We start from the raw sequence: 23,995 nt of genomic DNA, 5'->3' as shown, positions 1-23,995 counted from the left end.
GCGGAAGCCGCCAAATGGGGTGAGGAATTTGGCTACTGCGAGATCAATCTCAACGTCGGCTGTCCGTCCGACCGGGTGCAGACCGGCCGCTTCGGCGCCTGCCTGATGGCCGAACCGGCGCTTGTGCGCGATTGCCTCGGCGCGATGCGTGCGGCTGTCAAGCTGCCGGTGACGGTCAAGTGCCGCATCGGCATTGATGCACAGGACGAGGAGGAAGATTTCACCCACTTCGTCGAAACCGTGCGCCAGTCAGGTGTCACGACCTTCATCGTTCATGCCCGCAAGGCCTGGCTCAGCGGCCTGTCGCCACGCGAGAACCGCGAAATCCCGCCGCTCAATTACGGCCGCGTATACCGAATGAAGCAGCGCCACCCTGATCTCAGGGTGATCATCAATGGCGGCATTGCAACGCTGGCGGAGGCTCAGGCACATATCGACCATGTCGATGGCGTGATGATTGGCCGTGCAGCCTATCAGACGCCATGGATCTTGCAGGAGGTCGACAGCCGCTTCTTCGGATCGCCGCCGCAAAGGCGCAGCCGCCTGGCCGTGGTCGAAAGCTGCAAGCCCCTGATCGCGGCCGAACTCGCACATGGCGTGCCGCTCCACGCCATGACCCGCCACATGCTGGGCCTTTTCCATGGCGTCGCCGGCGGAAGGCTGTGGCGGCGGATACTTTCGGAAGAGGGCGTAAGACCGGGCGCGGGCATCGAGGTTCTCGAGCAGGCGGCAGCGGAGGTCGCTGCCCGGGACACGCCGGCGCCGCTTGCAGCCGAGTGAACCTATTGCCCGAGCCGCCCGGCACGGCCGCCGCGCCGTGTCTTCCGTCGGGTGAGAGTGGCGACACGCTCCGGCAGTTCAGCCATCACCAGCCTCCGCGTCTCTGCGGTCATGCCAAGCCAGCCGCCGATTTCGCTCCGCGTGCGGCCGCAGCCAATGCAGAACCCCGTTTCGGGGTCGACGACGCATATCTTGACGCAGGGCGTCTCGATCGGGGTCTGGTTCATCGCGTTCATGGAAGGAAGCATAGCGATCCGCTGCACGCCGCCGCGCCGGGAAGCGCCGCTCAACTGCCGGAAAACGTCCAGCGTGCACTGAACCCTGGCCAACGTACCCCCCTGCCGGAAGGGATGCTTGAGCGTCAGTCCATCTCAATCCGTCTCGTTCTAGTCGCGCAGGCGGAGCACCCCATCCTCGACCGAGAAGCTGCGAAGCCTCGACAGGAAGCTCATGCCCAGCAACGAGCCGCGCATGGCTCCCTGGGGAAGCACCATGGCGGGCACGTCATTGACGCGGACGCCGTCAATCTCGACACGCCGGATGGTGACGCGCGCTGCTCCGACCGTGCCATTGGCGGTGGCAACAGGGGCATTGAAGTCAAGCCGCGCTGGCTTCAGGCCCGCGGCTTCCGCGTCCTCGTAGCTGAGCGCCACGGTTGTGGCGCCGGTATCGACCATGACACGCACCGGCGTGCCGTTGATGTCGGCGATGGCAACGAAGTGACCACCCTGTACGGCCTTGAGTTCGGTCATGCCGGCGGTGGCGGGGCTGGTGTCTGGAAACCAGGAGGCCAGCACAGCGACAATCATCAGGATACGCGAAGCGAACATTGAAACCTCTTTTTGAGGTTGCAGTATGCCCTGTTGGTCACGTAAAGGAAAGGGCTGCGGCAAAGACGGCAAGCATTGCGGTTTCCGCCAGTACCTGAGCCGCCCCGCAGACATCCCCTGTCTGGCCGCCAATCTTGCGCATCGCGAGCCACCGGACGGTGGCGACCGCCAGCAGCGCGGCGATCAATGCCACCACCGCGGCCTCCCAGGACAGCGCGAACCAGGCGCCGAGCCCGGCTGCCAATCCGCCGATGGCGATGGCCAGCAGGCCGGTCTGGCGGCTTGGCTGGCCGGCCAGGACGGCCAGTCCATCGCTGCGTGCAGGCCGTGTCGAGGACAGCAGATCCACCATGAGTGCCCGCGAAAAGGCGGCCGCGCCCGCCATGAGAACGAGGACAGTGAGTGCTGGCAGGCTGAGCAGCTCCGCCAGCAGCACGGCACGTGCAGGAATGGCCACCACCAGTGCCAGAGTTCCGTAGGCGCCGATGTGACTATCTTTCATGATGCGCAGCCGGTCTTCCCGGGTGGCGCCGCCTCCGAAGCCATCGGCCAGGTCGGCTAGCCCGTCCTCGTGAAAGGCGCCTGTCAGCATGAGGCCAAAGCCGATGGCGAGAAAACCGCAGAACAGCTCTGGCAGGCGCAGCTCATGTGCAAGGATGAGCGCGCCGGCCACAAGGCTGCCGGTGATGAGTCCCACCACGGGGAACATGGCCATCGAATCCTTGAGGCGCGGCGGGTCAACCGTGCGGATGAACGGCGCAGGCAGGCGAGTCAGAAAGCGCAGCGCCACGAGGAACGCTGCAAATGGCCGGAAACGCCCCCGATGTGCGCTGTGAGGCCCAAACGCGTCGCTCATGATGTGTGCTAGACCCTTGTCCGTATGGTGAATGGATTGCGAAAATAGGAGCCTTCTCAGCAAATGACAAATGCCGCATCGGGCTTGCCCTTCGATGATATCCGCAACTTGCTGAACGAGCTGCCCCCGGCCGATGCTGACGCAATTGCCGCCTGCCGGGCGCGCGAGGCGCAGCTGACTAAGCCGCCGGGTGCGCTGGGCCGGCTGGAAGAGCTGTCCGAGTGGCTTTGCGCCTGGCAGGGATGCCATCCGCCCAGGGCCGGGCGCATCGTCGTCGCGGTGTTCGCCGGAAATCATGGCGTGGTCAGCCAGGGTGTTACCGCCTATCCCCAGGAGGTCACGCGTCAGATGGTGGCCAACTTCCAGACTGATGGAGCGGCGATCAACCAGATCTGCAAGAGCTTCGGACTGGGCCTCAAGGTTTTCGAACTGGCGCTCGAGAAGCCGACCGGCGACATCACCCGCGAGGCGGCACTCGAGGAGGCCGAGTGCGCCGCGACCATGGCCTACGGAATGGAGGCAACGGAGGGCTGTGACATTCTTTGCATCGGCGAGATGGGGATCGGCAACACCACCGTGGCGGCGGCTCTTGCGCTGGCGTTGTTCGGGGGGGAGGCGGAAGAGTGGGTTGGCCCCGGTACTGGCGTTGACGGCGCTGGACTGAAGCGCAAGGCCGACGCCGTGCGCCGTGCCGTCGATCTGCACCAGGCCCATCTTGCAGATCCGCTCGAAGTGATGCGCCGGCTTGGCGGCCGGGAACTGGCCGCCATGGCAGGCGCCATACTTGCAGCCCGACTGCAGCGCATTCCGGTGATCATTGACGGCTATGTGGCGGGTGCGGCGGCCGCCGTGCTCTGGGCGCTGCGCCCGGATGCGCTTGCACATTGCGTGGCGGGCCATCTTTCGGCCGAACCGGCTCACCGCCGCCTTCTTGAGAAGCTGGGCCTGCGGCCCCTTGTCGATCTCGGCATGCGCCTGGGCGAGGGCTCGGGTGCGGCCATGGCAGCGGGCATCGTCAAGGCCGCGGCAGAGCTCCATACCGGCATGGCCACGTTTGAGTCCGCCGGCGTTGCCAATAAGACCGGTTGAACGAAGAGCTGGCTTGAAGGTGTCAGTGCCTGCACCTAAATATCCGTGATCAAAGGGATTCCATAGTCATGACGACGGTTGCGGCGGAAGATGTTCTGGCAGTGTTGAAACGCATTGCGGCACCGGATGGGCGGGGAAATGTGGTGTCGGCCGGCCTCGTCTCGGATATTGCCATTCAGGGCGGAACCGTGATGTTTGCTCTCACTGCATCGCAGCAGCACATGCCGGCCATGGAAATGTTGCGTGCAGCGGTGGAAAAGGCCGTGCTCGGCATTCCCGGTGTCAGTAAGGCGATGGTTGCGCTCACCGCCGAGCGCCCTGCACCATCGGGTCAGGCGACCCCGGCCACCGCTCAACGTGGCGGAGCGATTCCCGGCATCAAGCACCTGATTGCCGTGGCATCTGGCAAGGGTGGTGTTGGCAAGTCCACCACAGCCGTCAATCTGGCGCTCGGACTACAATCGCTGGGACTGCGCGTCGCGGTGCTTGATGCCGACGTCTATGGCCCCTCGGTGCCGAAGCTTGTCGGCCTCAGCGGCAAGCCCGAAGCCTCCGATGCGGCGGGCAAGAAGATGAAACCGATGCGCCGCCACGGCCTCGATGTGATGTCGATCGGTTTTCTCGTTCCCGAGGATACGCCGATGATCTGGCGCGGGCCGATGGTGATGTCGGCCTTGACCCAGCTGCTGCGCGAGACGGAGTGGAGCCCCGCCGACGTCATGGTCATCGACATGCCGCCTGGGACAGGTGACGTGCAACTCACGCTTGCCCAGCAGACACCACTGTCCGGCGCCGTCATCGTGTCCACTCCACAGGATCTGGCGTTGATCGATGCCCGCAAGGGGCTGAACATGTTCAGAAAGGTCAATGTGCCAGTGATCGGCATCATCGAGAACATGAGCTATTTCGTCTGCGCTGCCTGCGGCGAACGTCACGAGATCTTTGGGCATGGTGGCGCCAGAACAGAGGCCGACCGCATCGGGGTGCCGTTCCTGGGCGAGGTGCCGCTCGACAAGGAACTCCGCCTGCGCTCGGACGCGGGCGAGCCCATAGTGGCAAGCATGCCGGACAGCCTGCACAGCGCCATCTACCGGGATGTTGCCCGCCAGGTTTGGGCGGCTCTCGAGGGGGGTGGCCTGGCAAGGCCTGCCCCGCGAATTGTGGTCGACGGCCAGCCGCCAGTCGCAGCAAGCTAAAAAGTTGAGTCAAGTTTCAATGAAAATACGCAATAAAACAGAGACTTAAAGAGATTTTTTGTGATTTGCGGCGAAGTGCTTGGGGGTCCGCTGTGCGTGGAACTTACCAATTGTTATGATTAACCGCTCATAAGTATAAGTCTCCGGCGCGCTGCGAATCAACAATCAGGGGTAGACGGCGGAGCCGTACAGGGAGGGTGTGATGGCCAAGTTCATGTGGATCGCGGGCATCCTGTTTGCTGCCGCGGGCTTGGCCATGGGCGTCATTGTTCTGTTTCCCACCGTTCCGGTGAATGGCGTAACGCTCGAAACGGCCATCATCTGTTTGGTTGGCGGTATGCTGGCCATTGGAATGGGCACAGTCATCGATGGCCATGATAAACTTGCCAGGAGCCAGGCCCAGGTGTCGCTCGCCCCGGCTTCCGCTGCAACGGAAATTCCAGAATTCGACCCCCGCAACACCAAGCCAGCGGCGCCGGAAACAAGTGCGCAGCCCGACGTGGTGAGCGATGGCGAGATGTCGCAGTCCACTCGCGACATGATTGGGGCGCTGGACGTTGCCCGCACCAGTATCGAGCAAGTCTTCAAGGGCAAGGCTCCGTCCGGCGACGGCGAGCCGGTCTCCTCGCGCGCCGCTGCCGCTGCAAGTGGGGCGCCTCCCCTTGATGAGGAGGCCGTAGTCTCCGGCCAGCTCTATGTCATCGACGAACGCATCATCCGGCATCGACCCGCGCGCATTCTGTCTGACGGGACGGTCGAGGCGGAGACCGAAGATGGCTGGATGCGTTTCGAGAACCTTGAGCATCTCGATGAGTATCTCGACGCCATGGAACAAGAAAGGGCCTGAGGGCAGCCGCCACTCACCTGACGTCAAGCACGCTGGTGCGCGCCTTGCGCACCACTTCGGTGGCTGTTGACCCCCTGATCAGGCGCTGCAGACGCGTGCCGCCTTCATCGGTTACCACAATGACCCTGTAGAGCGAGCCGATCTCGACGATTTCCTCGGCGGGCCTGCCGACCGCCACGCGCGTTTCGGCAACTTCGATCTTCATAGCCCTGAGCAGTGCACGGGCGTTAGCCACGGCTTCTTCGGCTGCAGGCTGCCCGGCTTCGCTGTCGGCGACCGAGAGCAGCGTGATCGGTTCGCCCGCCACACTGGCCAGCACGGCCGCGCGCCGCACCGCCTGCATGGACCGGGAAGAGCCATCGGTGCAGATCAAGAAGCCCTGTTTTGAGAGGCTGTCACGCGCCACGAGAACCGAACAGGGCGCCATGGTGGTCACCGTCTGGACGACGCCAGGGCGGAAGAATGCCATCACCTCGTTCGACCAGCGCGAGGGCTCACCCATGATGATGAGATTGTAGGGGCCTAGCTCGTACTGATCGAGAATACCGTTGGCGACATCCGGCGCGGTCTTGAGCTTCAAAACCACCACGCGGCCCAACGGGCTGCGGAACTCGAGCTTGTTGTCGCCCGCAGGATCCCCCCAGGCTTCACTGCGTTGGGCCTCCTTGGGCCAGCCCGATACATCGATGCCCTCGTCTTTCAGAATTTCCAGGGCGCGCTTCAGATGCCTGACGCCCGGCAGGTCAATGCCTGCCTCAAGCATGTTCTCGCGGGCCAGCCGCACCTGAAGCCCGCCGGACTGCAACCCGGAATCGATGGGCCGAACAAACAGCACGATCAGATCGCAGGATTCCTGTGCCGCGAACCGGGCAGCAAAGCGCACGGTCACGAGTGCCTCCTCGCTGCCATCGATGCAGGCGAGGAGCCGGAATCGGCTGCGCCGCTGCGCACGCAGATTTTGCAGCGTTTTCTGGACAGCGGCTTCCTGCCGGTCGGAGAGGGTGGATCGACTGAACACCATGAGGCTCGAAGCTTAAGGATGAAGGAGGGGCCAGTACAGCACCGAAATGACGATCAGCACGGTGAAGGACAGGGCCATCATCCGCACGCCGATGCGGAAGAAGTCGGTGCCCTTGAGAAAGCCCGAGGCGTAAATGATGGTAAAGGCCGGTTGCGCGGCAGGCGTGAGATAGCCGAAGGCGGAGGAGATCGCCGTGATGAAGCCTGCGCTGATCGGGTCCTGGCCGGCGGTCACTGCCGTCTTGAGAACGATGGGGGCCAGCACCGCGACGGCTGCGCCCGCCGTCATCGTGTTGGACACTGCAATGGTGAGCAGTGAGATCACGGTGTTGAAGCCGAAGGTGTTGCTGGCGCCGATCTCGCGCATTGCCAGGAAGACGCTTTCGGCCACCCATTGCGCAGCGCCCGTGATCTTCATCTCCACGCCCAGCGAAATGGCAGCTGCATAGAGCAGCACCACGCCCCAGTTGACGCCCGAGTTGATGTCTTCCCAACGCACGAGACCCAGCACAAGGAAGGCCGCCGCGCCTGAAAGCGCCACAACCCCGAGGCCCAGCGTGCCCGACAGGGTCACCCAGCCGATGATGGTGAGCGAGAATATGATGATGGTCAGCCACTCGTTGGCGCGCATCGGCCCCTGCAGCGAGACCTGGGTGCGCAGCCGCGCCACGGCGCGCGACATATCCGTGAACTCCGGCTTGAAGGTCATAACGAGGAACAGCGTTACCAGAGGCAGCCGCAAAAGGAACATCGGGAAGGCGTAGATCATCCACGTGATGTAATCCATCAGGAAGCGGCGGGTTTCCGGATCAGCTGGATTGTAGAAGAAGTCTCTCCAGTAGCTGATGATGATGGCGTTGCGCGCACCGCCTGAGGGCGTTGCGACCCCGGCGATGGAACAGCCATAGGCAATCGAGAACAGCAGCACCGCCGCAACGTTGCGCACCTTGCGCGGATCATTCGACGTCAGCGTGATCAGCGTGACACCCACCGGCAGCATCATCGCCGCTACCGTGTGTTCGCCGATGAAGGCGGCGATCACGCCACACACCATCGTGATGCCGAAGCTGATGGCATAAATATTGGTGCCGGTCATGCGCACGATCCACCAGGCGATGCGCTTGTCGAGGCGCTGGCGCACGATGGCCACCGCCAGCATCAGCGAGCCCATGATGAACAGCACCGAATCCGTCATCAGGCTCTGAGCCACGCGAGTTGGATCGACTCGCAACAGGACGACCTGACCAATGATGATGAGCAGCGGCACGGTGGGCAGCGGAATGGCCTCGGTGATGAACAGCATGGTCGCCATCAGCGACATGACCAGTACGATCTTGCCCTCGTGGCTGAGGCCTGCGGGGGTGGGGGCGGCCATCAGCGCAAAACCCACGATCATGGTGATGAAGAACCAGCGCCGGCGCCAGAGCAGGGCAAGGTTGATTTCACCCATGAAGGCGAGGAAGCGCTGATAGCCCTGGCGGCGGATGCGCCGCAGCCCGGCTGACGGCTCATGGGCCTGCAGGCTATCGCGGGCAAGTTGAAATGAGGCGGTCTCGTTCATGCCTCGGCCCTTGCCGCGCAGGTGGCCGCCGTGACATTGTCAGTTTGATTTGCATGTCCACTGAGCCTGGTGCCAATTTGACGGATCTCACAGCCGCCCTTGCCGAAGTCGATCGTTGCTTTCCCGACAGCCTTGCACGCGTGACGGAGTTGCTGCGTTTCCCCAGCATCGGCACGGACCCCGCCCATCATGGAGATTGCCGCAAGGCCGCCCTGTGGCTGGCGGGGAGCTTGTCGCAGATGGGGCTCAAGGCCGGTTTGCGCGAGACGAGCGGCCAGCCCCTGGTGGTGGGCCGCTACCGCCCGCCTGGCCGGACGCGGTGTCCGCATGTTCTGTTCTATGGACATTATGATGTTCAGCCCGCCGACCCGCTTGACCTGTGGACCTCCGCCCCGTTTGCGCCACAGATCCGGAAGGGCAAGAGCGGCAGGCAGTCCATATTCGCCCGTGGCGCTTCTGACGACAAGGGCCAATTGATGACCTTTCTGGAAGCCAGCCGCTGCTGGCTCAAGCTGCATGGATCGCTGCCGTTCCAGCTCACCGTGATGATCGAGGGCGACGAGGAGGGCGATGCCACCCATCTGGACCGTTTCCTGAAGCGGCACGCCCGGGAGTTTGCCGCGGACGTTGCCTTCATCTGCGACACCGGCATGTGGAACCGGACCACGCCGGCCATCAACACTCGTCTGCGTGGCTGCATCGGCGAGGAGGTGACGGTGAGGGGGCCGCGCATCGACCTGCATTCGGGCTATTTTGGCGGGCCGGCGCAAAACCCGATCAAGGTGCTGAGCCGCATCCTTGCGGCAATTCATGACGGCCGCGGGCGGATCACCATTCCTGGCTTCTATGAGGGCGTGAGACCGATCCCGCCAGCGGTACGGCGTGCCTGGCGCGGGCTCGCCTTTCCGGAAAAGGCATTTCTTGCAGAAGTGGGTCTCTCGGTTCCGGCGGGCGAGAAGGGTTATTCCGTGCTCGAGCAGATCTGGGCGCGGCCTACGGCAGAAGTGAATGGTATTTTTGGCGGCTACCGGGGGCCGGGCAGCAAAACAGTGCTGCCCTCCGAAGCAACGGCAAAGCTTACCTTCCGGCTCGTCGAGGGCCAGGATCCGAAGAAGATCCGGCGTGCTTTCCGCAACTTCGTGCGCGCCCGCCTGCCAGTGGACTGCACGGCGCGCTTCACGGATGCGGGGGGTGATTCAGCAGGCTTCGTGGTCGCGGAGGATACGCCGTGGGTGCGTGCGGCAAGCCGGGCGCTCGAGGATGAGTTTGGCCGCGCTCCGGTGCTGGCCGGCGCGGGCTACTCGATCCCCGTGGTTGAGTCCTTCAAGACGCATCTGGGAATCGACAGCCTGCTGGTAGGCTTCGCCCAGCCTGACGATGCCGAACATTCACCCAACGAAAAATATGACCTTGAAAGCCTGCGGCGTGGCACCCGCGCCTGGACACGCATCATCGCTGAATTATCCTGAGAGAGATCGACATGACTGACCTGAATGCCGTGCTGGCTGCCGCTGCGGCCGACTTTGACAACAGCCTGGAGCGACTGTTCCGTCTGGTGCGAATTCCTTCCGTCTCCACCGATCCAGCGCACGCTGCCGATTGTGAGACTGCGGCAAAGGCGATCGTCGCAGACCTGAAGCAACTGGGCTTCAAGGCGGAGGCGCGCAAGACCAAGGGACGGCCCATGGTGGTGGCGCATTATACTCCAAAGCAAGCCAGGCCCGGCACACCGCACTTTCTGTTCTATGGCCATTACGACGTGCAGCCCGCAGACCCGCTGGAACTGTGGGCGACGCCGCCCTTCGAGCCCGTTGTGAAGACGGAGAAAGGCGTGGCGCGCATGTATGGCCGCGGCACGGCCGACGACAAAGGCCAGTTCATGACATTCGTCGAGGCCGCGCGCGCCTGGATCAAGGCAACAGGATCACTTCCGGTGAAAGCCACTTTCCTGATCGAGGGCGAGGAGGAGTCGGGTTCGCCCTCGCTGGTGCCCTTCCTCAAGGCGCATGCCAAAGAGCTCTCATGCGACGCGGCTTTTGTCTGCGACACCAACATGTGGGACCGCCGCACGCCCGCCATCACCACGAGGCTGCGCGGGCTTGTGCACGAGGAGGTCACCATCACCGGCCCGCGGATTGACCTGCATTCGGGTGTTTACGGCGGTCCAGCCATGAGCCCGATCCGTGTACTGAGCAAAGTGATTGCAGCTCTGCATGACAAGACGGGCAGGGTGACCATCCCCGGTTTCTATGACGGCGTTGCCGAACTGCCAAAAGCCACCAGGAAACAGTGGCAGTCGCTCGATTTCTCGGAGGCACGCTTCCTTCGGGAGGTTGGATTGAAGCTGCCGGCGGGCGAGAAGGGCCGGAGCGTGCTCGAGCAGGTCTGGGCCCGGCCAACGGCAGAGGTTAACGGCGTGTGGGGCGGCTATACGGGTGCAGGCACCAAGACGGTGCTGCCCTCCCAGGCGCATGCCAAGTTCACCTTCCGGCTGGTGGGCCGGCAGAAACCGGAGAAGGTGCTCAAGGCGTTTCAGCGTTTTGTGAAGGGCCTCATCCCGAAGGACTGCAAGGTGACGTTCTCGGGACGTGGCGGCGGCAGCCCGGCGACCGAGATTGCCGAGGACAACCCGATCATCGCCAAGTCGGCGAAGGCGCTGAAGGACGAATTCCGGCGCGAGGCGGTGCTCATGGGGTCTGGCGGCTCGATCCCGATCTGCCGCTCCTTCAAGGACATTCTGGGCATGGACAGCATTCTGGTGGGTTTCGGCCAGAATGACGACGCCATCCACAGCCCCAATGAAAAATACGATGTCGAGAGTTTCCGGCGTGGCATTCGCAGCTGGGTGCGCATCATGGGTGAGTTCGGGGCATGACGCCCGATCCCGTTGCAGCAGTGCGGCGCTATCATGCCGCACTGAACGACTATGACGCCGAAGTGGTGAGACGGATGTTTGCGCCGGACGCCATCTACGTCTCGCCTGGTGTCAATGGCCGCATCGACGGGCGGGATGCCATCATCGCTGCTTTCAGCGCCTATTTTGCCGAACATCCCGACCAGTGCGCCGTGGATGACAGCATCGTGCCGCTGGGCCCTCGTTCGGCGCGGTCCATCTGGCGGCTTGAGGCCACTGCCCGGTCATCGGGGACGCTGGTCAGTCGCAGTGGTACCGAGACAGTACAGTTCGATGCACAAGGCTTGATCACGAGGGTTGAGGTCGAGGACGCATGATTGCCCATCTGGCGCTCGGTTCGTTGCTGATCGTGGTCAATGTGGCGATCCAGGCCGAGATGTTCAGTGCCTTCAGCAATCGGCTGGAGCCGTTGATACTGTGGTTGCGCCGCCGCTTTCGCCGCTTCGCCAATACTGCGGCGATTGTCGTCTCCGTGCTGTTCGTGATGCTGGTCATCACCATCCAGGTGTGGGTCTGGGCCCTGACGTTCTTGCTGGTTGGCGCAATCAGCGGACTCGAGCCCGCGCTCTACTTCACCACCGTTTCCTTCACCACGGCAGGGTTTGGTGACATTATTCTCGGCGATGACTGGCGGTTGCTCTCGGGCATCACCGCCGCAAACGGCTTTCTGAGCTTTGGCTGGTCAACCGCCTATATGGTGGAGCTGGTCCGGCGCACCGGCTAGAGCAAGAGACGTCGCGATTCAATCAGGCCGGTTCTTGCTTTAACCAAAGCTGAAATCCGTGATGTGCCTCGGTGGCGTGACACCGGGGAGCAGCCGAGGATCATCGACCGGCGCAAGGATCTGCTGCCTGACCGGTATGACGCCGGCCCAGATCGGCAGGGCATAGTCAGCCTCGTCATCGCCCGGAGGGCCGGTGCGCACCTTGGCCGAGGCCTCATCGAGCGCCAGGGCCAGCACCGTCGTGGCCTTGAGTTCCTGGGCCGTCATCTTGCGCAGCATGTCCCAGCGGCCGGGCCAGAGGCCATCGGTGAAGGCCTTGAGGCGCGCCTCCTTTTCGGCCGGGTCCGTCAGCTTCCTGGCGGTTCCGAACACCATCACCGAGCGGTAGTTGCAGCTATGATTATAGGCCGAGCGGGCCATCACGAAGCCGTCGATGATCGAGACCGTGACGCAGACCTCCGCGTTCTCGCAGGCCTCGAGCATGCGGCTGGCCGAAGAGCCATGCCAGAAAAGATGATCACCCTCCCGCCACTGCAGTGTGGGCGTCACATAGGGTGCGCCGTCGAAGACGTAGCCGACATTGCAGATCGGCGTGGCGTCGAGGATGCCATGCACGGTGTCAGCGTCATACTTGCCACGCTTGTTCATGCGCTTCACGCGGGTTCGTTCGGTTGGGGCGTCCATGCCTGAAATCCTCCGATTGTGAGGCTGTGATGCCTGAGTTATGGTCTGGTTGAAAGATCCAGATCAGACACGGATGAGCAGACCACTTTCAGGAATATCGACCAGCGAGATCGGTGTTGATCGCGAAGACCGGCTGCCAATTCAGCAGCAGATCGCAAAGCAGATCCGCGCTCTCGTTCTGTCGGGCCGGCTTTTGCCCCGTGCCAGGTTGCCCTCGACGCGGGTTTTGTCGGAAGAGTTGCAGGTGGCCCGCGCAACCGTGGTCGAGGCCTATGAGCAGCTTGTGAGTGAAGGCTATCTCGAAACCCGCCTCGGCTCAGGCACCCGAGTGGCGGCCGAACTGCCGGAAGCCTTGCTCGCCACTGCCTCGCGCGCACCGGCAAGAATGCGCGAGACTGCTGCCGTGACGCGCGAGCCGGCGCGCGCATTTCGCTCAGGGCTCGTTGATTGGGCAGGCTTTCCGCATGATGAGTGGGGCAGGCTTCTGGGCCGTTTGTGGCGAAATCCACCGCTGGCGCTGCTCGAGCATAATGACCCTTTTGGCTGGCTGCCGTTGAGGCAATCCATCGCCCGGCACCTCTTTGAGTGGCGTGCGATCAGTTGCGAGGCAGAGCAGGTGATCATCACGGCGGGCAGCCTCGATGCCTTCGATCTCATCTGCCGGACCAGCCTGCGTGCGGGCGATGCCATCTGGTTCGAAGAGCCTGGCTACCCAACGGCGCGGCGCATTTTTTCGCAGGCTGGCGCCAAGGTGGTGCCCGTGCCGGTGGATTCGGAGGGTCTTGTCGTGGCGCAGGGTGTCGAGCGGTCGGCTCGTGCGCGTGCTGCATTCGTGACGCCCGCCCGGCAATATCCCACCGGCGTCACCATGCCGCTCGCCCGGCGTCTTGAGTTGCTGGAGTGGGCGGCGCAGGCACGCGCGACCATCATCGAGGATGATTACGACAGCGAGTATCGCTACGTTGGCAAGCCCCTGCCAGCGCTGATGAGCCTCGCGTCACGCGCCAGCGTCATCTACACGGGGAGTTTCTCCAAGGTCTTTTCGCCGATCCTGCGACTGGGATATTGCGTGGTGCCGAAGGCCCTGGTGACCGGTTTCCGGGCCGACCGGCTGTCTCACGGCGCGCCGCCATCGCTGATGGCCCAGCCCGCATTGGCCGAGTTGATGGACTCCGGAGCCTTCGCCATTCACATCCGCCGCATGCGCCGAATCTATGCGTCCCGGCGGCGGACCCTGATTGAGGCGCTGAGGCCGGGTGACGGCCGCCTCTATGAGATCCAAGCCTCGCCTGCAGGATTGATGTTGCTGTTGCGCCTGCCGCGGCCGCTGAGGGACGGGCAGGCCGTGGCTCGGCTTGCACGGGCGGGGATTGAGGTGCAGTCACTGTCCAGCCATTATGCCGGCGGGGCTCGCCAGCAAGGCTTGCTGTTGAGCTTTGCAGGCTATGATGAAGCCCAACTGCAGGCTGCCGCAACGAAACTGATCGAGGTCCTGTCATGATTGACGCTGCCCGCGCCACAGCCTTTGCCTGGGTGGAAGAAAACCGCCCGCACTGGTCGGCGTGGAATTCCCACATCTGGCATCTGGCCGAAACGGCCTGGCGGGAATACCGCTCTGCGGCCTGGTATGTTGCAAGGCTGCGCGCCGAGGGCTTCACCGTCGAGGACGGCTCGGGCGGCATGCCTACCGCTTTTGCCGCCAGTTGGTCGAACGGATCGGGGCCCGCCGTCATGGCCTACGCCGAATATGATGCGGTGCCGGGAAACTGCCAGGCCGCTGTGCCCTGGCGGCAGCCACGCGCCGGCCTGTCGCGCTTCGCGGGCGGACATACAGACCCGCATTCAGCACTCGGCATGGGTGCGCTCGCCGGAGCACTTGCCGCCAAGGCCGCCATGCAGCGCCACGGCATCACCGGCACCATTCGCTTCATGGGCGAACCTGCAGAGAAGGTTCGTGGCTCCAAACCCATCCATGCCGCCAAAGGCTATTATGAAGGGCTGGATGCGATCATCTCCTTCCATCCCTTCTACATGCTTCCCTTGTGCAACACGGTACGCTGGGACACGCATTGCGGCCCCTACTATGCTGCAATCTATGAATTCCTGTGTGAAGAGCCCCAGACCTGGCTGCAGGGCGCCGCGAGCGGCGCCACAGGAGCCCCCATCCCTGCAGCGCACACGGCCGCCAGGGCGCCGGGCGCCAATGACGCGGTGGTGGCCATGTACACGCTGTCCAAGATGATGCGTGATCACATGCTGGCGCACAGTGGAACCTGGACGCTGAACGAAACCATACTTGCCAGCGGGCAGGCCACGGCTGACAATCTCGCGGCGCAGATGGCGCAGATCATGTTTGCAGCGCGTGCGCCTGACGTGGCGATGCTGAAGAACATCTACGCCGTGCTCGACCGCAATGCCGAGGCGGCAGCAGCAGCCGCGCATTGCACGGTGCAACGGCACTGGATTTCGAAGTCGAAGCCCGGACTTGCCAATCATGCAATGGCGGAGCTGGTGTACCGTAACCTCGAGCATGCAGGGCCGCCGAGTTTTGGCGCCGAGGCGGTGAGTGTCGCTCGGGCGCTGCAGGCAGAGCTGGGTCTGGAGCCGATGGACAGTCCCTTTGCCGATGAATTGAGCGAGCTGGTGACGCCGCAGGAGGCAGAACGCCGCTTGCGCAGGGACCTGCCGTCCTGGCAGACGCATTATACATCCGATGACTACACCGACATGACCTGGCATGCGCCCACGGCACGCTTCTATGTGGGTCGCGCGGTGCTGAAGGCGCCACCGGGCTTTGCCTATCCCGAGTGGGCACTGAATGCGCTGGGTGGCATTCCCGCCACCATCGATCCCACGGTCAAGACGGCGGCCAGGACCGTGTCGGGGGCCATACTCGAGCTGATGACGAACCCTGATGCCCTGGCCCGGGCTGCAGAGGAGTTCCGGCGCCGCAAGGCCGAGGCGTCCGATCCCCACCCGTGGTGCGACTATGAGCCGCCCGTTGATTTCCCCTGGCCTGAGTATGTTGAAACCGCACGCGGCCGGGAGTGGTGGATTCCGGCCACCGCGGCCGACCGCGCGCTCGAACGCCCCTCATGACCGATCCAGGGAATGGTTTCATGCCTCTTTCGCCATATGCACGGTTCGTCTTCATCCTGTCTTGCATTCCGGCCCTGCTTGTCGCGATGCCCGCACAGGCCTCCGCAATCATGGTCATGGAGGCCTTTGCGCGCGCTTCCGCCACGCCTGCTGCAACTTCGGCTGCGGCTTACGTCAGCCTGATGAACCATGGCGAGGATGACCTGCTCACCGGCGTTGCAAGCGCGGCGGCGAAGGCGGCAGAGATCCACAAGACCGAGATGGAGGACGGCGTGATGAAGATGGCGCCTGCCGGGCCGCTTGCGCTTCCCGCGCACGGCACGCTGCAGATGAAGCCGGGCGGCTACCACATCATGCTGATGGGCCTTGCCCGCCCGCTGGTGAAGGGTGAAATGATCGAGCTGACACTGACCTTCGAGAAGGCGGGCTCAGTCAGCGTTCAGGTGCCGGTGGGTGATGTGGCGGCAGGCAGCCATGATCACTCCTCGGGCGAGGGCTCCGGCGGCTGAGCTTCCTCGCGCAGCGGCTTGAGGGCCTCATCCTCCGCCCGGATGCGCCACCACAGCACTCCCAGATTCAGCACGCCGAAAAACACGGCATACCACCACAGCCCGAAAGCGATGGGCAGAATGAAGATCTCGCCTGCCACAACCAGATAATTGGGGTGGCGGATGTATTTGTAGGGCCCTTCGCTGACCAGCGTCTCGCCGGGCACCACGATGATGCGGGTTGTCCAGCGGCTGCCCAGTGCGGCGATGACCCAGCCGCGACCCGCCTCCAGCACGAGATAGGCGATGATCCAACCCATCGCGACCTCGGGCGCTCTGGTGATCACCAGATACCAGAGGCCGGCAAGCCAGATGGTGTGCAGCGCCACGATGACAGGGTAATGATTTGATCCGAGTTCGACGCCACCCTTCTCGAGAAGCTTGCGGGTGTTGCGGCGCGCGATGTGGAGTTCGGCCAGCCTCTGCAGTGTGACCAAGGCCAGGATCGTGATGTTGAGCCACATGGTGAACCTCAGTGCAGCATGGTGATGAAACTGGCGGTGAAGCCCGGCCCGAGCGCAGACAGGAAGCGCCGTCCGGCGCTTGCAGCCTGCAGTTCGCGGGCCAGAACGAACAGGACTGTAGGTGCGGACATGTTGCCAAAATCCCTCAGTACCGAGCGCTCGCTCTGTAACTGCCCGGCTGAGAGGTTGAAGGCTTGCTCCAGCGCGATGATGACCTTTGCGCCGCCCGGATGGAAGCAGAAACTGGCCACATCGGCCAGCGCAAGGCCGTGGCGCGCCAGGAACTGATCTGCGGCCGGGCGCAGGTCGGTGGTGGCAAGTTCCGGAATGGACCGTGAGAAAATGGCGCCAAAGCCCTCGGCATCCATCCGCCAGCCCATGATGTCGGTGGTCTCTGGCCAGGTGTGCTCGCCTGCGTGTTCGATGACAGCCATCGGCTGGCCGGAGGTGGAGAGAACGGCAGCTGCCGCGCCATCGCCGAACAGCGCCGTTGCGATCACATTGGATTTCGACATTTCGTCAGGCCGGAAAGCAAGCGTGCAGAGCTCAATCACCACGAGGAGCACATGTGAGCCCGGTGTTGCCTGTGCGAGCCGTGCTGCAAGCGACAGACCCGATGCGCCACCTGCGCAGCCCAGCCCGAAGACTGGCACTCGTTGCACATCCGGACGAAAGCCCATGCCGCTCAGCATGCGGGCTTCGATCGAAGGGGTGGCAATTCCCGTTGATGACACCATGACGATGCTGTCGATGTCGGCAGGCTGCAACCCTGCCTGGTCGAGCGCCGCGGACGATACCTCGTCGAAAAGGGCACAAGCGCTCTCGAGAAAGGCGGCGCTGCGTTCGGGCCAGCCCTGCAGCTGGTGGAACCAGTCATATGGCTTGACCGAGAAACGCCGCGCGATGCCAGAGTTGCCAAACACCGGCACCAGCCGGTCGAAATCCTGGTGTCGGCCACCAAAGATCGCGCGAGCCTCGCGGATGACCTCCTCAGTCCGCAGTTCGAACGGCGGTACTGCGGTCGCGAGGCTCAATAATCCCGCCATTCTGCATCTCTCCTGTACTGTCGAGCCGCTTGCGGCCCTGACGCGAACGCCTCATAAGAGTTGAGTTTACGCGAGATCCGCCTTGGACATTACTGAAATCTTTCTGCTGTTCGGCGGCGGCCTGCTGGCGGGCTTCATCAACGTGATGGCTGGAGGCGCAGGCTTCATGACCTTCCCGCTGTTACTGGCGGCGGGGATGTCGGAGATCGAGGCCAACGCGTCCAATTTCGTAGCGGTTCTGCCTGCCAATGTGGTGGGCAGCTTCGTCTATCGCGGCCAGTTGCGCTCAGTACGGAAGCATCTGGGTTTCAGGCTCTTGCTGGCGGCGGTGGGCGGGGTGCTGGGGTCCTACATCCTGATCAGCACGGGCCAGGCGGCCTTCGAGCGGGTGATCCCGTGGCTGCTTGCATTTGCAACCCTGTCCTTTGCGCTGGGGCCATGGATCAAGCTGAAACTGGAGCGCGACTTCGCCTTTGACGGCAGCCGCTGGCTGTGGCTGTCATTTGTGCTCGAATTCGCCGTCTTCGTCTATGGCGGCTATTTTGGCCTCGGCATGGGGATCGTGATGTTTGCGATCTATTCGATTTTCTCCCACATGACGATCCATCAGGCAAATGCCATTCGCAATGTGACGATCACGCTGATGACTGTGCTGTCGATCGCAATCTTTGCCAAGGCGGGCGTTATCCGGTGGCTGCCCTCGCTGATCATGATGTCAGGTGCGATGATTGGCGGCTATTTCACCGCGCGAATCGCCATGCGGGTGCCGCACGTCTATGTGCGGCGCGGCATCCTGGTCTGGGCCGTCTGCCTCACGGCGCTGGCTTTCTGGCGCTATCACTGAGCATCCGTGCCCGCATCGCCTCGCGCCGTGCGGCGTAGAGCCCGCACACCACGATCATCGCCATGCCGAGGATCGCCACCCTGTCCGGGACCTCGCCGAATACAAGGATGCCGGAGAGAATCGAGAACACCATCACCGAATAGCGAAAGGGCGCGGTCGCAGTCAGCTCGCCCGCCCTCAGGGTTGCCACCATCAGCAGATAGCCGGATGACAGGAAGCACGCGGCGAGTGCCAGCATGCCAATCTGCCAGGCCTCGGGCAGCTGAACGCCCTGCACCACAGCCAGCGCCCCGCCACCAAGCGTCACGAAACAGGCATTGGCAAGAGCCACGACGAAGATCGGAATGCGGGCCGGAATGGTCTTGGTCAGCAGGTCGCGCACCGCCACGAACACCACGATGAGCAGCGTCAGAACCTCATAGACGTTGAAGCTGGTGACCGATGGCTTGACGATCATCAGGACCCCGATGAAGCCGCCGATGATTGCCGCCATGCGGCGCCAACCTGCCTCCTCGCCAAGAAATACCGCCGAGAGCAGGGCAACAGCGAGTGGCACGGCCTGCATGACCGATGTGAGATTGGCAATCTGCATGTGCATGAGCGCCGTCACGAAGGAGATGGTGGCAATCACATCGCAGCTGCTGCGCAGCAGGATGCTTTTCTGCCGGATGCGCGGCAGTTCCGGCAGCAAGCCCTGCCAGAGGCAGATCGCGCCAATCAGCAGGACGGAGATGCTGCCCCGGATGAAGATCAGCTCGCCCACAGGCAAGCTCTGACCGACAAGCTTCACGAGCGTGTCGTTGCAGACGAACGATCCCATGGCGAGCACCATGAGGAGGCCGGCGCGGAGGGCGGCATTCTGCGGCAGCAGCCTCATGATCGGGATCCGGGCGGATCAGCCGCCCGTGACGCTCATGTGGCGGGCCACGGCCGGCTTGTTGTGCCGCCGGTCAATGACGAAATCGTGCCCCTTGGGCTTGCGCGAAATCGCCTCGTCGATGGCCGCGTGCAGCAGCCCGTCAGCTTCCGAGGCGCGCAGCGGTGTTCGCAGGTCCGCCGCGTCATCCTGGCCGAGGCACATGAAGAGCGTGCCGGTGCAGGTGAGCCGTACGCGGTTGCAGCTTTCGCAGAAATTATGGGTCATGGGCGTGATGAAGCCCAGCCGTCCGCCGGTTTCCTTCACGCGGACATAGCGGGCGGGACCCCCGGTCTTGTAGGGAATGTCCTCGAGGGTGAAACGGTCCATCAGGCTGGCGCGCAAAACCGACAGCGGAAGATACTGGTCTGTCCGGTCGCCGTCGATGTCGCCCAATGGCATGGTCTCGATCAGCGTCAGGTCCATGCCCTGGCCATGCGCCCAGCGGATCATCTCCGGAATCTCAGCATCATTGACGCCCTTGAGCGCCACTGCGTTGATCTTCAGTGAGAGGCCGGCGGATCGTGCGGCGCGGATGCCCTCCAGCACCTTGGAGAGCTCGCCCCACCTCGTGATCTGACGAAATCTGGTCTCGTCGAGACTGTCCATCGAGACGTTGATACGGCGCACGCCCAGCTCGGCGAGCCGGGCGGCATGCCGGGCCAGCTGCGAGCCATTGGTGGTGAGCGTCAGTTCCTCAAGCGCGCCGGTCTTCAGGTGGCGGCCAAGGCTCTCGACAAGGCTCATGATGCCCTTGCGCACGAGAGGCTCGCCACCGGTGAGCCTGATCTTGCGTACCCCTCGCGCCACGAAGGCCGAGCATACCCTGTCCAGCTCCTCCAGCGACAGCAGCTCCTGCTTGGGCAGGAAGGTCATGTCCTCGGCCATGCAATAGACGCAGCGGAAATCGCATCGGTCGGTCACCGACACGCGCAGATAGGTCACATGCCGGCCGAAGGGGTCAATCAGCGAGGAGTCTGGTCTCATGGCGTTATATCTGACCATAGATATCGGAAAGGTCAACCACGCGCTTGGACGCGGCTATTTTGCCTTTGCCGTGGCCAGCAGCCAATCCTTGAAGGTTTCGAGTGCCTCCGAGCGGCGGCCGTTTCCCGGCTCGACGATGCAATAGGCATAGTCCTGCTTGATGGCGATGTCGAAGAGCTGTACCAGCCGCCCGCTGGCCAGATCGTCGGCGATCAGGCTTCTGGGGCAGAGCGCAATGCCCTGGCTGGCGAGGGCGGCAGCGCGCAGCAGGTTGAAGTCCTGAAAGATCGGACCCGGCGAAGGGCCGGCATGTCTCAGCCCGGCATGGCGCATCCAGTTCTGCCAGTCGAGCCGGTCGGTGTCGTGGAGCAGTGGTTTACCGAGAATGGCCTGCGGCAGGTCGAAGGGACCTTCCTTTTCGAGATAGATGGGATTGCAGATCGGCACCGTGCTGCCTGGCAGCAACCGAGTGCTGCGGCAACCCTCCCATTCACCCGCTCCCCACAGAACGCCAATGTCGATTTCGTCGAAATCCAGCTTCTGTCCGGCAAATGCGTAGACCACCTTCACGGAAACATCCCTGTGGTCCTCGAAGAACTGCGAGAGCCGCGGGATCAGCCAGATGGTGGCGAAGGACGGCAAGGCCGCGATGGTCAGCGCCGGGGCCGATTCCGACTGCTGCAGCCGGCGGCAGGCTGCCGCCATGATATCAAAGGCCTCGGCCAGTGACCGCGCCAGGTCCTGGGCCTTGGCGGTCGGCATGGTCTGGCGGCCAAGCCTGTCAAACAGGCTGACACCGAACCATTCCTCGAGCTGGCGCACCTGGTGGCTGACCGCTGATTGGGTCACGTTCAGTTCCTCCGCCGCACGCGAGAAACTTCCCGAACGCGCCGCCGCCTCGAAGCAGCGCAGGGCATTGAGAGAGGGCAGGCGGGTCACCGGCAACGCTCCATGAGAATTTCTCATGCAGTATCTGAGGGAACGTCCTTTGACACAAGCCCCTGTCCGGAGGAGGTATCAGCCCGTGTCCATTCCATCATGGAGAAAACGTCAATGGCCCGCCTGGAACGCCCTGCACTTGTCGACTACCGCAACAATGGCAAGAAGCCCAAGCCCACCTTTTCCCCCGCCGAGATGAAGCGCCGCCAGGATGCCATCCGTGGCTGGATGTCGAAGGCGAAGGTTGATGCCTGTGTCTTCACCAGTTACCACAACATCAACTATCTCTCGGACTTCCTCTACTGCTACTTCGGTCGCAAGTATGGTCTGGTGATCACCCACAGCAAGGCAACCTCGGTGACGGCTGCCATCGATGGCGGCCAGCCGGCGCGCCGCACCTTTGGTGACAACGTCACCTATACGGACTGGTCCAAGGAAAATTACTTCGTCGCCCTGCGCGGCCTGCTCAAGGGCGCCAAGCGTGTCGGCATCGAGTTCGACCATGTCAATCTCGATTTCCGCGCCCAGCTCGCGGATGCCTTTCCGGGAGTGGAATTCGTTGATGCCGCCGCGCCATCCATGCGCCTGCGGATGATCAAGAGTGCTGAGGAGATCAAGCACATCACCAAGATGACCCGCATCGCCGACATCGGTGGCGCCGCCGTCGTGGAGGCCGTTGCGGTTGGTGTGCCCGAGCACGAGGTGGCGCTGCACTCGACGCAGGCCATGGTGCGCGAGATCGCCAGGGTATGGCCCGATGGCGAACTGCTCGATACCTGGACCTGGTTCCAGTCGGGCGTCAACACCGATGGCGCACACAATCCGGTCACCTCGCGCAAGATCAGGCGTGGTGATATCTTGAGCCTCAACTGCTTTCCGATGGTTGCAGGCTACTATGTCGCCCTCGAGCGCACCCTCTTTGCCGAGACCGCCTCGAAGGAGCACATCCGTCTCTGGGAGATCAACTGCCACGTTCATGACGAAGGCAAGAAGCTGCTGGTTCCGGGCAACAGGTGTTCGGACGTTGCCAAGGCCTTGAACGATATTTATGCCAAGCACGACCTCCTGAAATACCGCACCTTCGGATATGGCCATTCCTTCGGCGTCCTGTGCCACTACTACGGCCGTGAAGGCGGCCTCGAGCTTCGGGAGGATTGTGACACGGTGCTGGAGCCGGGCATGGTTGTCTCGATGGAGCCGATGATCATGATCCCGGAAGGCCAGAAGGGGGCTGGAGGCTATCGCGAGCACGACATTCTGGTGATCACCGAAAAGGGCAACCGCAATATCACCGGTTTCCCCTATGGACCTGAGCACCTGATCGTCAAGGCGGGCGGTGGGTCGCGCAAGGCCTCTGCGAGGAAAAGGACTCCGGCCCGGAAGGCGGCCAAGAAGCGCTGAGGCGCGGCCCCGGCGCGGGCCGCCGGGTCGTGACCGCATCGGCCGCGCGCGGGGGGCTTGCATCCTCTGGTGCGCGGCCTATGATATTTTATCATAAATACAGGGTCGGCGAAGGGTGGGGAACTGGGGAATGGCCACAGACGGTCCAGCAAGCGAAGCGATGGTTCGCTTCGCCAATGTGCAGAAGAGCTATGACGGGGAAACACTTGTCGTCAAGAATCTCAATCTTGACATCGCCAAGGGCGAATTCCTGACCATGCTCGGCCCGTCGGGATCGGGCAAGACCACCACCCTGATGATGCTGGCAGGCTTCGAGCCGGCCACCCATGGCGAAATCTATCTCAAGGGCCAGCCGATCAACAACGTGCCGCCGCACAAGCGCGGCATCGGCATGGTGTTCCAGAACTACGCGCTGTTCCCGCACATGACGATCAACGAGAACCTGGCGTTTCCGCTGCAGGTGCGGAATGTGCCGAAGGCTGAGATCGAGGAGCGGGTTGCCAAGGTTCTGAAGATGGTCGAACTGCCGCAGATGGGCACCCGCCGCCCAAGCCAGTTGTCTGGCGGGCAGCAGCAGCGCATCGCGGTGGCCCGCGCCCTTGTCTTTGAGCCTGACCTTGTCCTGATGGATGAGCCACTCGGTGCGCTCGACAAGCAGCTGCGCGAGCAGATGCAATATGAGATCAAGCACATCCATGAGCGCCTTGGCGTGACAATCGTCTACGTCACGCATGACCAGTCGGAGGCTCTGACGATGTCGAACCGCATTGCGGTGTTCAATGATGGCGTGGTGCAGCAGCTCTCGACGCCTGCCGATCTCTATGAGCGGCCGGTCAATTCCTTCGTGGCGCAGTTCATCGGAGAAAACAACAAGCTGAAGGGCACGGTTGCCGAGATCGGGGCGGACAATGTGGCCACGGTGCGCCTCGAGACGGGCGAGATGGTCAAGGCGCTGGCGATCGGATCGCGCGAAAAGGGTGGCCGCACGCTGCTCTCGGTGCGCCCGGAGCGTGTCGAGATCAATCCCGCCAACCAGTCGTCCGACGTGGTCCTCAAGGCGCGGATTGCAGAGCTCATCTATCTTGGCGATCATATTCGTGCCCGGCTGGAAGTTGCGGGGGATGACAACTTCATCGTCAAGGTGCCAAACAAGGGTGCCGCTGGCGGGGTCAGCCAGGGCCGTGAGGTGAATGTCGGGTGGAAGGCTGCTGATTGCCGTGCCCTCGACTATGCCGAGTTCCGCCACTGAG

The 23,995-nt window shown here is 63.1% G+C and carries 25 protein-coding genes; 14 read left to right on the top strand and 11 right to left on the bottom strand.

Annotated features, from left to right (window positions below):
- Positions 1 to 780 (top strand): tRNA dihydrouridine(20/20a) synthase DusA (gene dusA, locus ACILRN_RS01050; protein WP_395684739.1); only part of this gene is annotated, 780 nt, incomplete at its 5' end.
- A gap of 2 nt (positions 781 to 782) precedes the next feature.
- Here dusA and ACILRN_RS01045 read toward each other — a convergent pair.
- The 3 genes from ACILRN_RS01045 to cobS are packed head-to-tail and all read right to left on the bottom strand — an operon-like array spanning position 783 to position 2,466.
- Positions 783 to 1,109, bottom strand: coding sequence for a DUF1289 domain-containing protein (locus tag ACILRN_RS01045; protein WP_395684738.1), 327 nt, complete (start codon positions 1,107 to 1,109; stop codon positions 783 to 785).
- A gap of 57 nt (positions 1,110 to 1,166) precedes the next feature.
- Positions 1,167 to 1,610 (bottom strand): TIGR02281 family clan AA aspartic protease, encoded by a 444-nt coding sequence (locus ACILRN_RS01040; RefSeq protein ID WP_395684737.1) that lies wholly within the window; start codon positions 1,608 to 1,610, stop codon positions 1,167 to 1,169.
- Between the two features lie 37 nt (positions 1,611 to 1,647).
- Positions 1,648 to 2,466, bottom strand: coding sequence for an adenosylcobinamide-GDP ribazoletransferase (gene cobS, locus ACILRN_RS01035; protein ID WP_395684736.1), 819 nt, complete (start codon positions 2,464 to 2,466; stop codon positions 1,648 to 1,650).
- 63 nt (positions 2,467 to 2,529) lie between these two features.
- Between cobS and cobT the strand changes: the two genes are divergently transcribed.
- From cobT to ACILRN_RS01020, 3 genes are all read left to right on the top strand, one after another.
- A complete protein-coding gene (gene cobT / locus ACILRN_RS01030) occupies positions 2,530 to 3,555 on the top strand; it encodes a nicotinate-nucleotide--dimethylbenzimidazole phosphoribosyltransferase (protein WP_395684735.1) in 1,026 nt (341 codons plus the stop codon).
- Between the two features lie 68 nt (positions 3,556 to 3,623).
- Positions 3,624 to 4,751: an Mrp/NBP35 family ATP-binding protein gene (locus tag ACILRN_RS01025; protein ID WP_395684734.1), complete on the top strand. Its 1,128-nt coding sequence runs from the start codon at positions 3,624 to 3,626 to the stop codon at positions 4,749 to 4,751.
- Positions 4,752 to 4,953: 202 nt separating this feature from the next.
- Entirely contained in the window at positions 4,954 to 5,598 is a 645-nt protein-coding gene (locus tag ACILRN_RS01020; protein ID WP_395684733.1) for a hypothetical protein, read from the top strand.
- A 13-nt stretch (positions 5,599 to 5,611) separates the two neighbouring features.
- Here ACILRN_RS01020 and ACILRN_RS01015 read toward each other — a convergent pair whose 3' ends face one another.
- Together ACILRN_RS01015 and ACILRN_RS01010 are read right to left on the bottom strand one after the other, a co-directional pair.
- On the bottom strand, positions 5,612 to 6,619 hold the full coding sequence (locus ACILRN_RS01015; protein WP_395684732.1) for a universal stress protein: 1,008 nt from the start codon (positions 6,617 to 6,619) through the stop codon (positions 5,612 to 5,614).
- Between the two features lie 12 nt (positions 6,620 to 6,631).
- Entirely contained in the window at positions 6,632 to 8,179 is a 1,548-nt protein-coding gene (locus ACILRN_RS01010; protein ID WP_395684731.1) for an SLC13 family permease, read from the bottom strand.
- Between the two features lie 77 nt (positions 8,180 to 8,256).
- Between ACILRN_RS01010 and ACILRN_RS01005 the strand changes: the two genes are divergently transcribed.
- The 4 genes from ACILRN_RS01005 to ACILRN_RS00990 are packed head-to-tail and all read left to right on the top strand — an operon-like array spanning position 8,257 to position 11,817.
- The gene (locus ACILRN_RS01005; protein ID WP_395684730.1) at positions 8,257 to 9,648 is read left to right on the top strand and encodes a M20/M25/M40 family metallo-hydrolase; all 1,392 of its coding nucleotides are present in this window, start codon (positions 8,257 to 8,259) and stop codon (positions 9,646 to 9,648) included.
- Between the two features lie 11 nt (positions 9,649 to 9,659).
- On the top strand, positions 9,660 to 11,054 hold the full coding sequence (locus ACILRN_RS01000) for a M20/M25/M40 family metallo-hydrolase (protein ID WP_395684729.1): 1,395 nt from the start codon (positions 9,660 to 9,662) through the stop codon (positions 11,052 to 11,054).
- A complete protein-coding gene (locus ACILRN_RS00995; protein ID WP_395684728.1) occupies positions 11,051 to 11,410 on the top strand; it encodes a nuclear transport factor 2 family protein in 360 nt (119 codons plus the stop codon). Before ACILRN_RS01000 ends, ACILRN_RS00995 begins: the two co-directional genes overlap by 4 nt.
- A complete protein-coding gene (locus tag ACILRN_RS00990; protein WP_395684727.1) occupies positions 11,407 to 11,817 on the top strand; it encodes an ion channel in 411 nt (136 codons plus the stop codon). Before ACILRN_RS00995 ends, ACILRN_RS00990 begins: the two co-directional genes overlap by 4 nt.
- Positions 11,818 to 11,856: 39 nt before the next feature.
- On the opposite strand, the gene ACILRN_RS00985 is transcribed toward ACILRN_RS00990, so the two are convergent.
- Positions 11,857 to 12,501: a pyridoxamine 5'-phosphate oxidase family protein gene (locus ACILRN_RS00985; RefSeq protein WP_395684726.1), complete on the bottom strand. Its 645-nt coding sequence runs from the start codon at positions 12,499 to 12,501 to the stop codon at positions 11,857 to 11,859.
- A gap of 73 nt (positions 12,502 to 12,574) precedes the next feature.
- Here ACILRN_RS00985 and ACILRN_RS00980 point away from each other — a divergent pair, with 73 nt between their 5' ends.
- Genes ACILRN_RS00980 through ACILRN_RS00970 form a run of 3 tightly spaced genes read left to right on the top strand, consistent with a single transcriptional unit; the run spans position 12,575 to position 16,109 of the window.
- On the top strand, positions 12,575 to 14,002 hold the full coding sequence (locus ACILRN_RS00980) for a PLP-dependent aminotransferase family protein (protein WP_395684725.1): 1,428 nt from the start codon (positions 12,575 to 12,577) through the stop codon (positions 14,000 to 14,002).
- The gene (locus ACILRN_RS00975) at positions 13,999 to 15,600 is read left to right on the top strand and encodes an amidohydrolase (RefSeq protein ID WP_395684724.1); all 1,602 of its coding nucleotides are present in this window, start codon (positions 13,999 to 14,001) and stop codon (positions 15,598 to 15,600) included. Before ACILRN_RS00980 ends, ACILRN_RS00975 begins: the two co-directional genes overlap by 4 nt.
- 20 nt (positions 15,601 to 15,620) lie before the next feature.
- On the top strand, positions 15,621 to 16,109 hold the full coding sequence (locus ACILRN_RS00970) for a copper chaperone PCu(A)C (RefSeq protein WP_395684723.1): 489 nt from the start codon (positions 15,621 to 15,623) through the stop codon (positions 16,107 to 16,109).
- Here ACILRN_RS00970 and ACILRN_RS00965 read toward each other — a convergent pair.
- Complete coding sequence (locus ACILRN_RS00965) at positions 16,079 to 16,612, bottom strand: isoprenylcysteine carboxyl methyltransferase family protein (protein ID WP_395684722.1); 534 nt, start codon at positions 16,610 to 16,612, stop codon at positions 16,079 to 16,081. The two genes, ACILRN_RS00970 and ACILRN_RS00965, sit on opposite strands and share 31 nt — an antisense overlap.
- An 8-nt stretch (positions 16,613 to 16,620) precedes the next feature.
- Positions 16,621 to 17,658 (bottom strand): type III polyketide synthase, encoded by a 1,038-nt coding sequence (locus tag ACILRN_RS00960; protein ID WP_395684721.1) that lies wholly within the window; start codon positions 17,656 to 17,658, stop codon positions 16,621 to 16,623.
- Between the two features lie 82 nt (positions 17,659 to 17,740).
- Here ACILRN_RS00960 and ACILRN_RS00955 point away from each other — a divergent pair, with 82 nt between their 5' ends.
- The gene (locus ACILRN_RS00955) at positions 17,741 to 18,502 is read left to right on the top strand and encodes a sulfite exporter TauE/SafE family protein (RefSeq protein WP_395684720.1); all 762 of its coding nucleotides are present in this window, start codon (positions 17,741 to 17,743) and stop codon (positions 18,500 to 18,502) included.
- On the opposite strand, the gene ACILRN_RS00950 is transcribed toward ACILRN_RS00955, so the two are convergent.
- Genes ACILRN_RS00950 through gcvA form a run of 3 tightly spaced genes read right to left on the bottom strand, consistent with a single transcriptional unit; the run spans position 18,471 to position 21,371 of the window.
- Positions 18,471 to 19,379 carry a DMT family transporter gene (locus ACILRN_RS00950; protein WP_395684719.1) on the bottom strand — a complete coding sequence of 303 codons (909 nt, stop codon included), beginning with the start codon at positions 19,377 to 19,379 and terminating at the stop codon, positions 18,471 to 18,473. The two genes, ACILRN_RS00955 and ACILRN_RS00950, sit on opposite strands and share 32 nt — an antisense overlap.
- Positions 19,380 to 19,397: 18 nt before the next feature.
- The gene (moaA, locus tag ACILRN_RS00945) at positions 19,398 to 20,405 is read right to left on the bottom strand and encodes a GTP 3',8-cyclase MoaA (protein ID WP_395684718.1); all 1,008 of its coding nucleotides are present in this window, start codon (positions 20,403 to 20,405) and stop codon (positions 19,398 to 19,400) included.
- Between the two features lie 54 nt (positions 20,406 to 20,459).
- Positions 20,460 to 21,371, bottom strand: coding sequence for a transcriptional regulator GcvA (gene gcvA, locus ACILRN_RS00940; protein WP_395684717.1), 912 nt, complete (start codon positions 21,369 to 21,371; stop codon positions 20,460 to 20,462).
- Positions 21,372 to 21,458: 87 nt separating this feature from the next.
- On the opposite strand from gcvA, the gene ACILRN_RS00935 reads away from it, so the two are divergent.
- Together ACILRN_RS00935 and ACILRN_RS00930 are read left to right on the top strand one after the other, a co-directional pair.
- Positions 21,459 to 22,745, top strand: coding sequence for an aminopeptidase P family protein (locus ACILRN_RS00935; RefSeq protein WP_395684716.1), 1,287 nt, complete (start codon positions 21,459 to 21,461; stop codon positions 22,743 to 22,745).
- Positions 22,746 to 22,875: 130 nt separating this feature from the next.
- Entirely contained in the window at positions 22,876 to 23,994 is a 1,119-nt protein-coding gene (locus ACILRN_RS00930; protein ID WP_395684715.1) for an ABC transporter ATP-binding protein, read from the top strand.
- The last annotated feature ends 1 nt before the right edge of the window (position 23,995 follow it).

The sequence above is a fragment of the Aestuariivirga sp. genome (assembly GCF_044238155.1).
In the GTDB taxonomy this organism is placed as follows: domain Bacteria; phylum Pseudomonadota; class Alphaproteobacteria; order Rhizobiales; family Aestuariivirgaceae; genus Aestuariivirga.
Note: the sequence above shows the minus strand (reverse complement) of the source record. Positions and strands in the feature narration are given on the sequence as shown.

Bases quoted from the DNA above. Each gene is read 5' to 3' on its own strand.
- ACILRN_RS01000 (WP_395684729.1), top strand. From the start codon at position 9,660: ATGACTGACCTGAATGCCGTGCTGGCTGCCGCTGCGGCCGACTTTGAC.
- ACILRN_RS01010 (WP_395684731.1), bottom strand. From the start codon at position 8,179: ATGAACGAGACCGCCTCATTTCAACTTGCCCGCGATAGCCTGCAGGCC.
- ACILRN_RS00980 (WP_395684725.1), top strand. From the start codon at position 12,575: ATGAGCAGACCACTTTCAGGAATATCGACCAGCGAGATCGGTGTTGAT.
- ACILRN_RS00985 (WP_395684726.1), bottom strand. From the start codon at position 12,501: ATGGACGCCCCAACCGAACGAACCCGCGTGAAGCGCATGAACAAGCGT.
- ACILRN_RS01025 (WP_395684734.1), top strand. From the start codon at position 3,624: ATGACGACGGTTGCGGCGGAAGATGTTCTGGCAGTGTTGAAACGCATT.
- ACILRN_RS00960 (WP_395684721.1), bottom strand. From the start codon at position 17,658: ATGGCGGGATTATTGAGCCTCGCGACCGCAGTACCGCCGTTCGAACTG.
- gcvA (WP_395684717.1), bottom strand. From the start codon at position 21,371: ATGAGAAATTCTCATGGAGCGTTGCCGGTGACCCGCCTGCCCTCTCTC.
- ACILRN_RS00995 (WP_395684728.1), top strand. From the start codon at position 11,051: ATGACGCCCGATCCCGTTGCAGCAGTGCGGCGCTATCATGCCGCACTG.
- ACILRN_RS00935 (WP_395684716.1), top strand. From the start codon at position 21,459: ATGGCCCGCCTGGAACGCCCTGCACTTGTCGACTACCGCAACAATGGC.
- ACILRN_RS01040 (WP_395684737.1), bottom strand. From the start codon at position 1,610: ATGTTCGCTTCGCGTATCCTGATGATTGTCGCTGTGCTGGCCTCCTGG.
- ACILRN_RS01015 (WP_395684732.1), bottom strand. From the start codon at position 6,619: ATGGTGTTCAGTCGATCCACCCTCTCCGACCGGCAGGAAGCCGCTGTC.
- moaA (WP_395684718.1), bottom strand. From the start codon at position 20,405: ATGAGACCAGACTCCTCGCTGATTGACCCCTTCGGCCGGCATGTGACC.
- ACILRN_RS00965 (WP_395684722.1), bottom strand. From the start codon at position 16,612: ATGTGGCTCAACATCACGATCCTGGCCTTGGTCACACTGCAGAGGCTG.
- cobS (WP_395684736.1), bottom strand. From the start codon at position 2,466: ATGAGCGACGCGTTTGGGCCTCACAGCGCACATCGGGGGCGTTTCCGG.
- cobT (WP_395684735.1), top strand. From the start codon at position 2,530: ATGACAAATGCCGCATCGGGCTTGCCCTTCGATGATATCCGCAACTTG.
- ACILRN_RS00990 (WP_395684727.1), top strand. From the start codon at position 11,407: ATGATTGCCCATCTGGCGCTCGGTTCGTTGCTGATCGTGGTCAATGTG.
- ACILRN_RS00975 (WP_395684724.1), top strand. From the start codon at position 13,999: ATGATTGACGCTGCCCGCGCCACAGCCTTTGCCTGGGTGGAAGAAAAC.
- ACILRN_RS00930 (WP_395684715.1), top strand. From the start codon at position 22,876: ATGGCCACAGACGGTCCAGCAAGCGAAGCGATGGTTCGCTTCGCCAAT.
- ACILRN_RS00950 (WP_395684719.1), bottom strand. From the start codon at position 19,379: ATGAGGCTGCTGCCGCAGAATGCCGCCCTCCGCGCCGGCCTCCTCATG.
- ACILRN_RS01020 (WP_395684733.1), top strand. From the start codon at position 4,954: ATGGCCAAGTTCATGTGGATCGCGGGCATCCTGTTTGCTGCCGCGGGC.
- ACILRN_RS00970 (WP_395684723.1), top strand. From the start codon at position 15,621: ATGCCTCTTTCGCCATATGCACGGTTCGTCTTCATCCTGTCTTGCATT.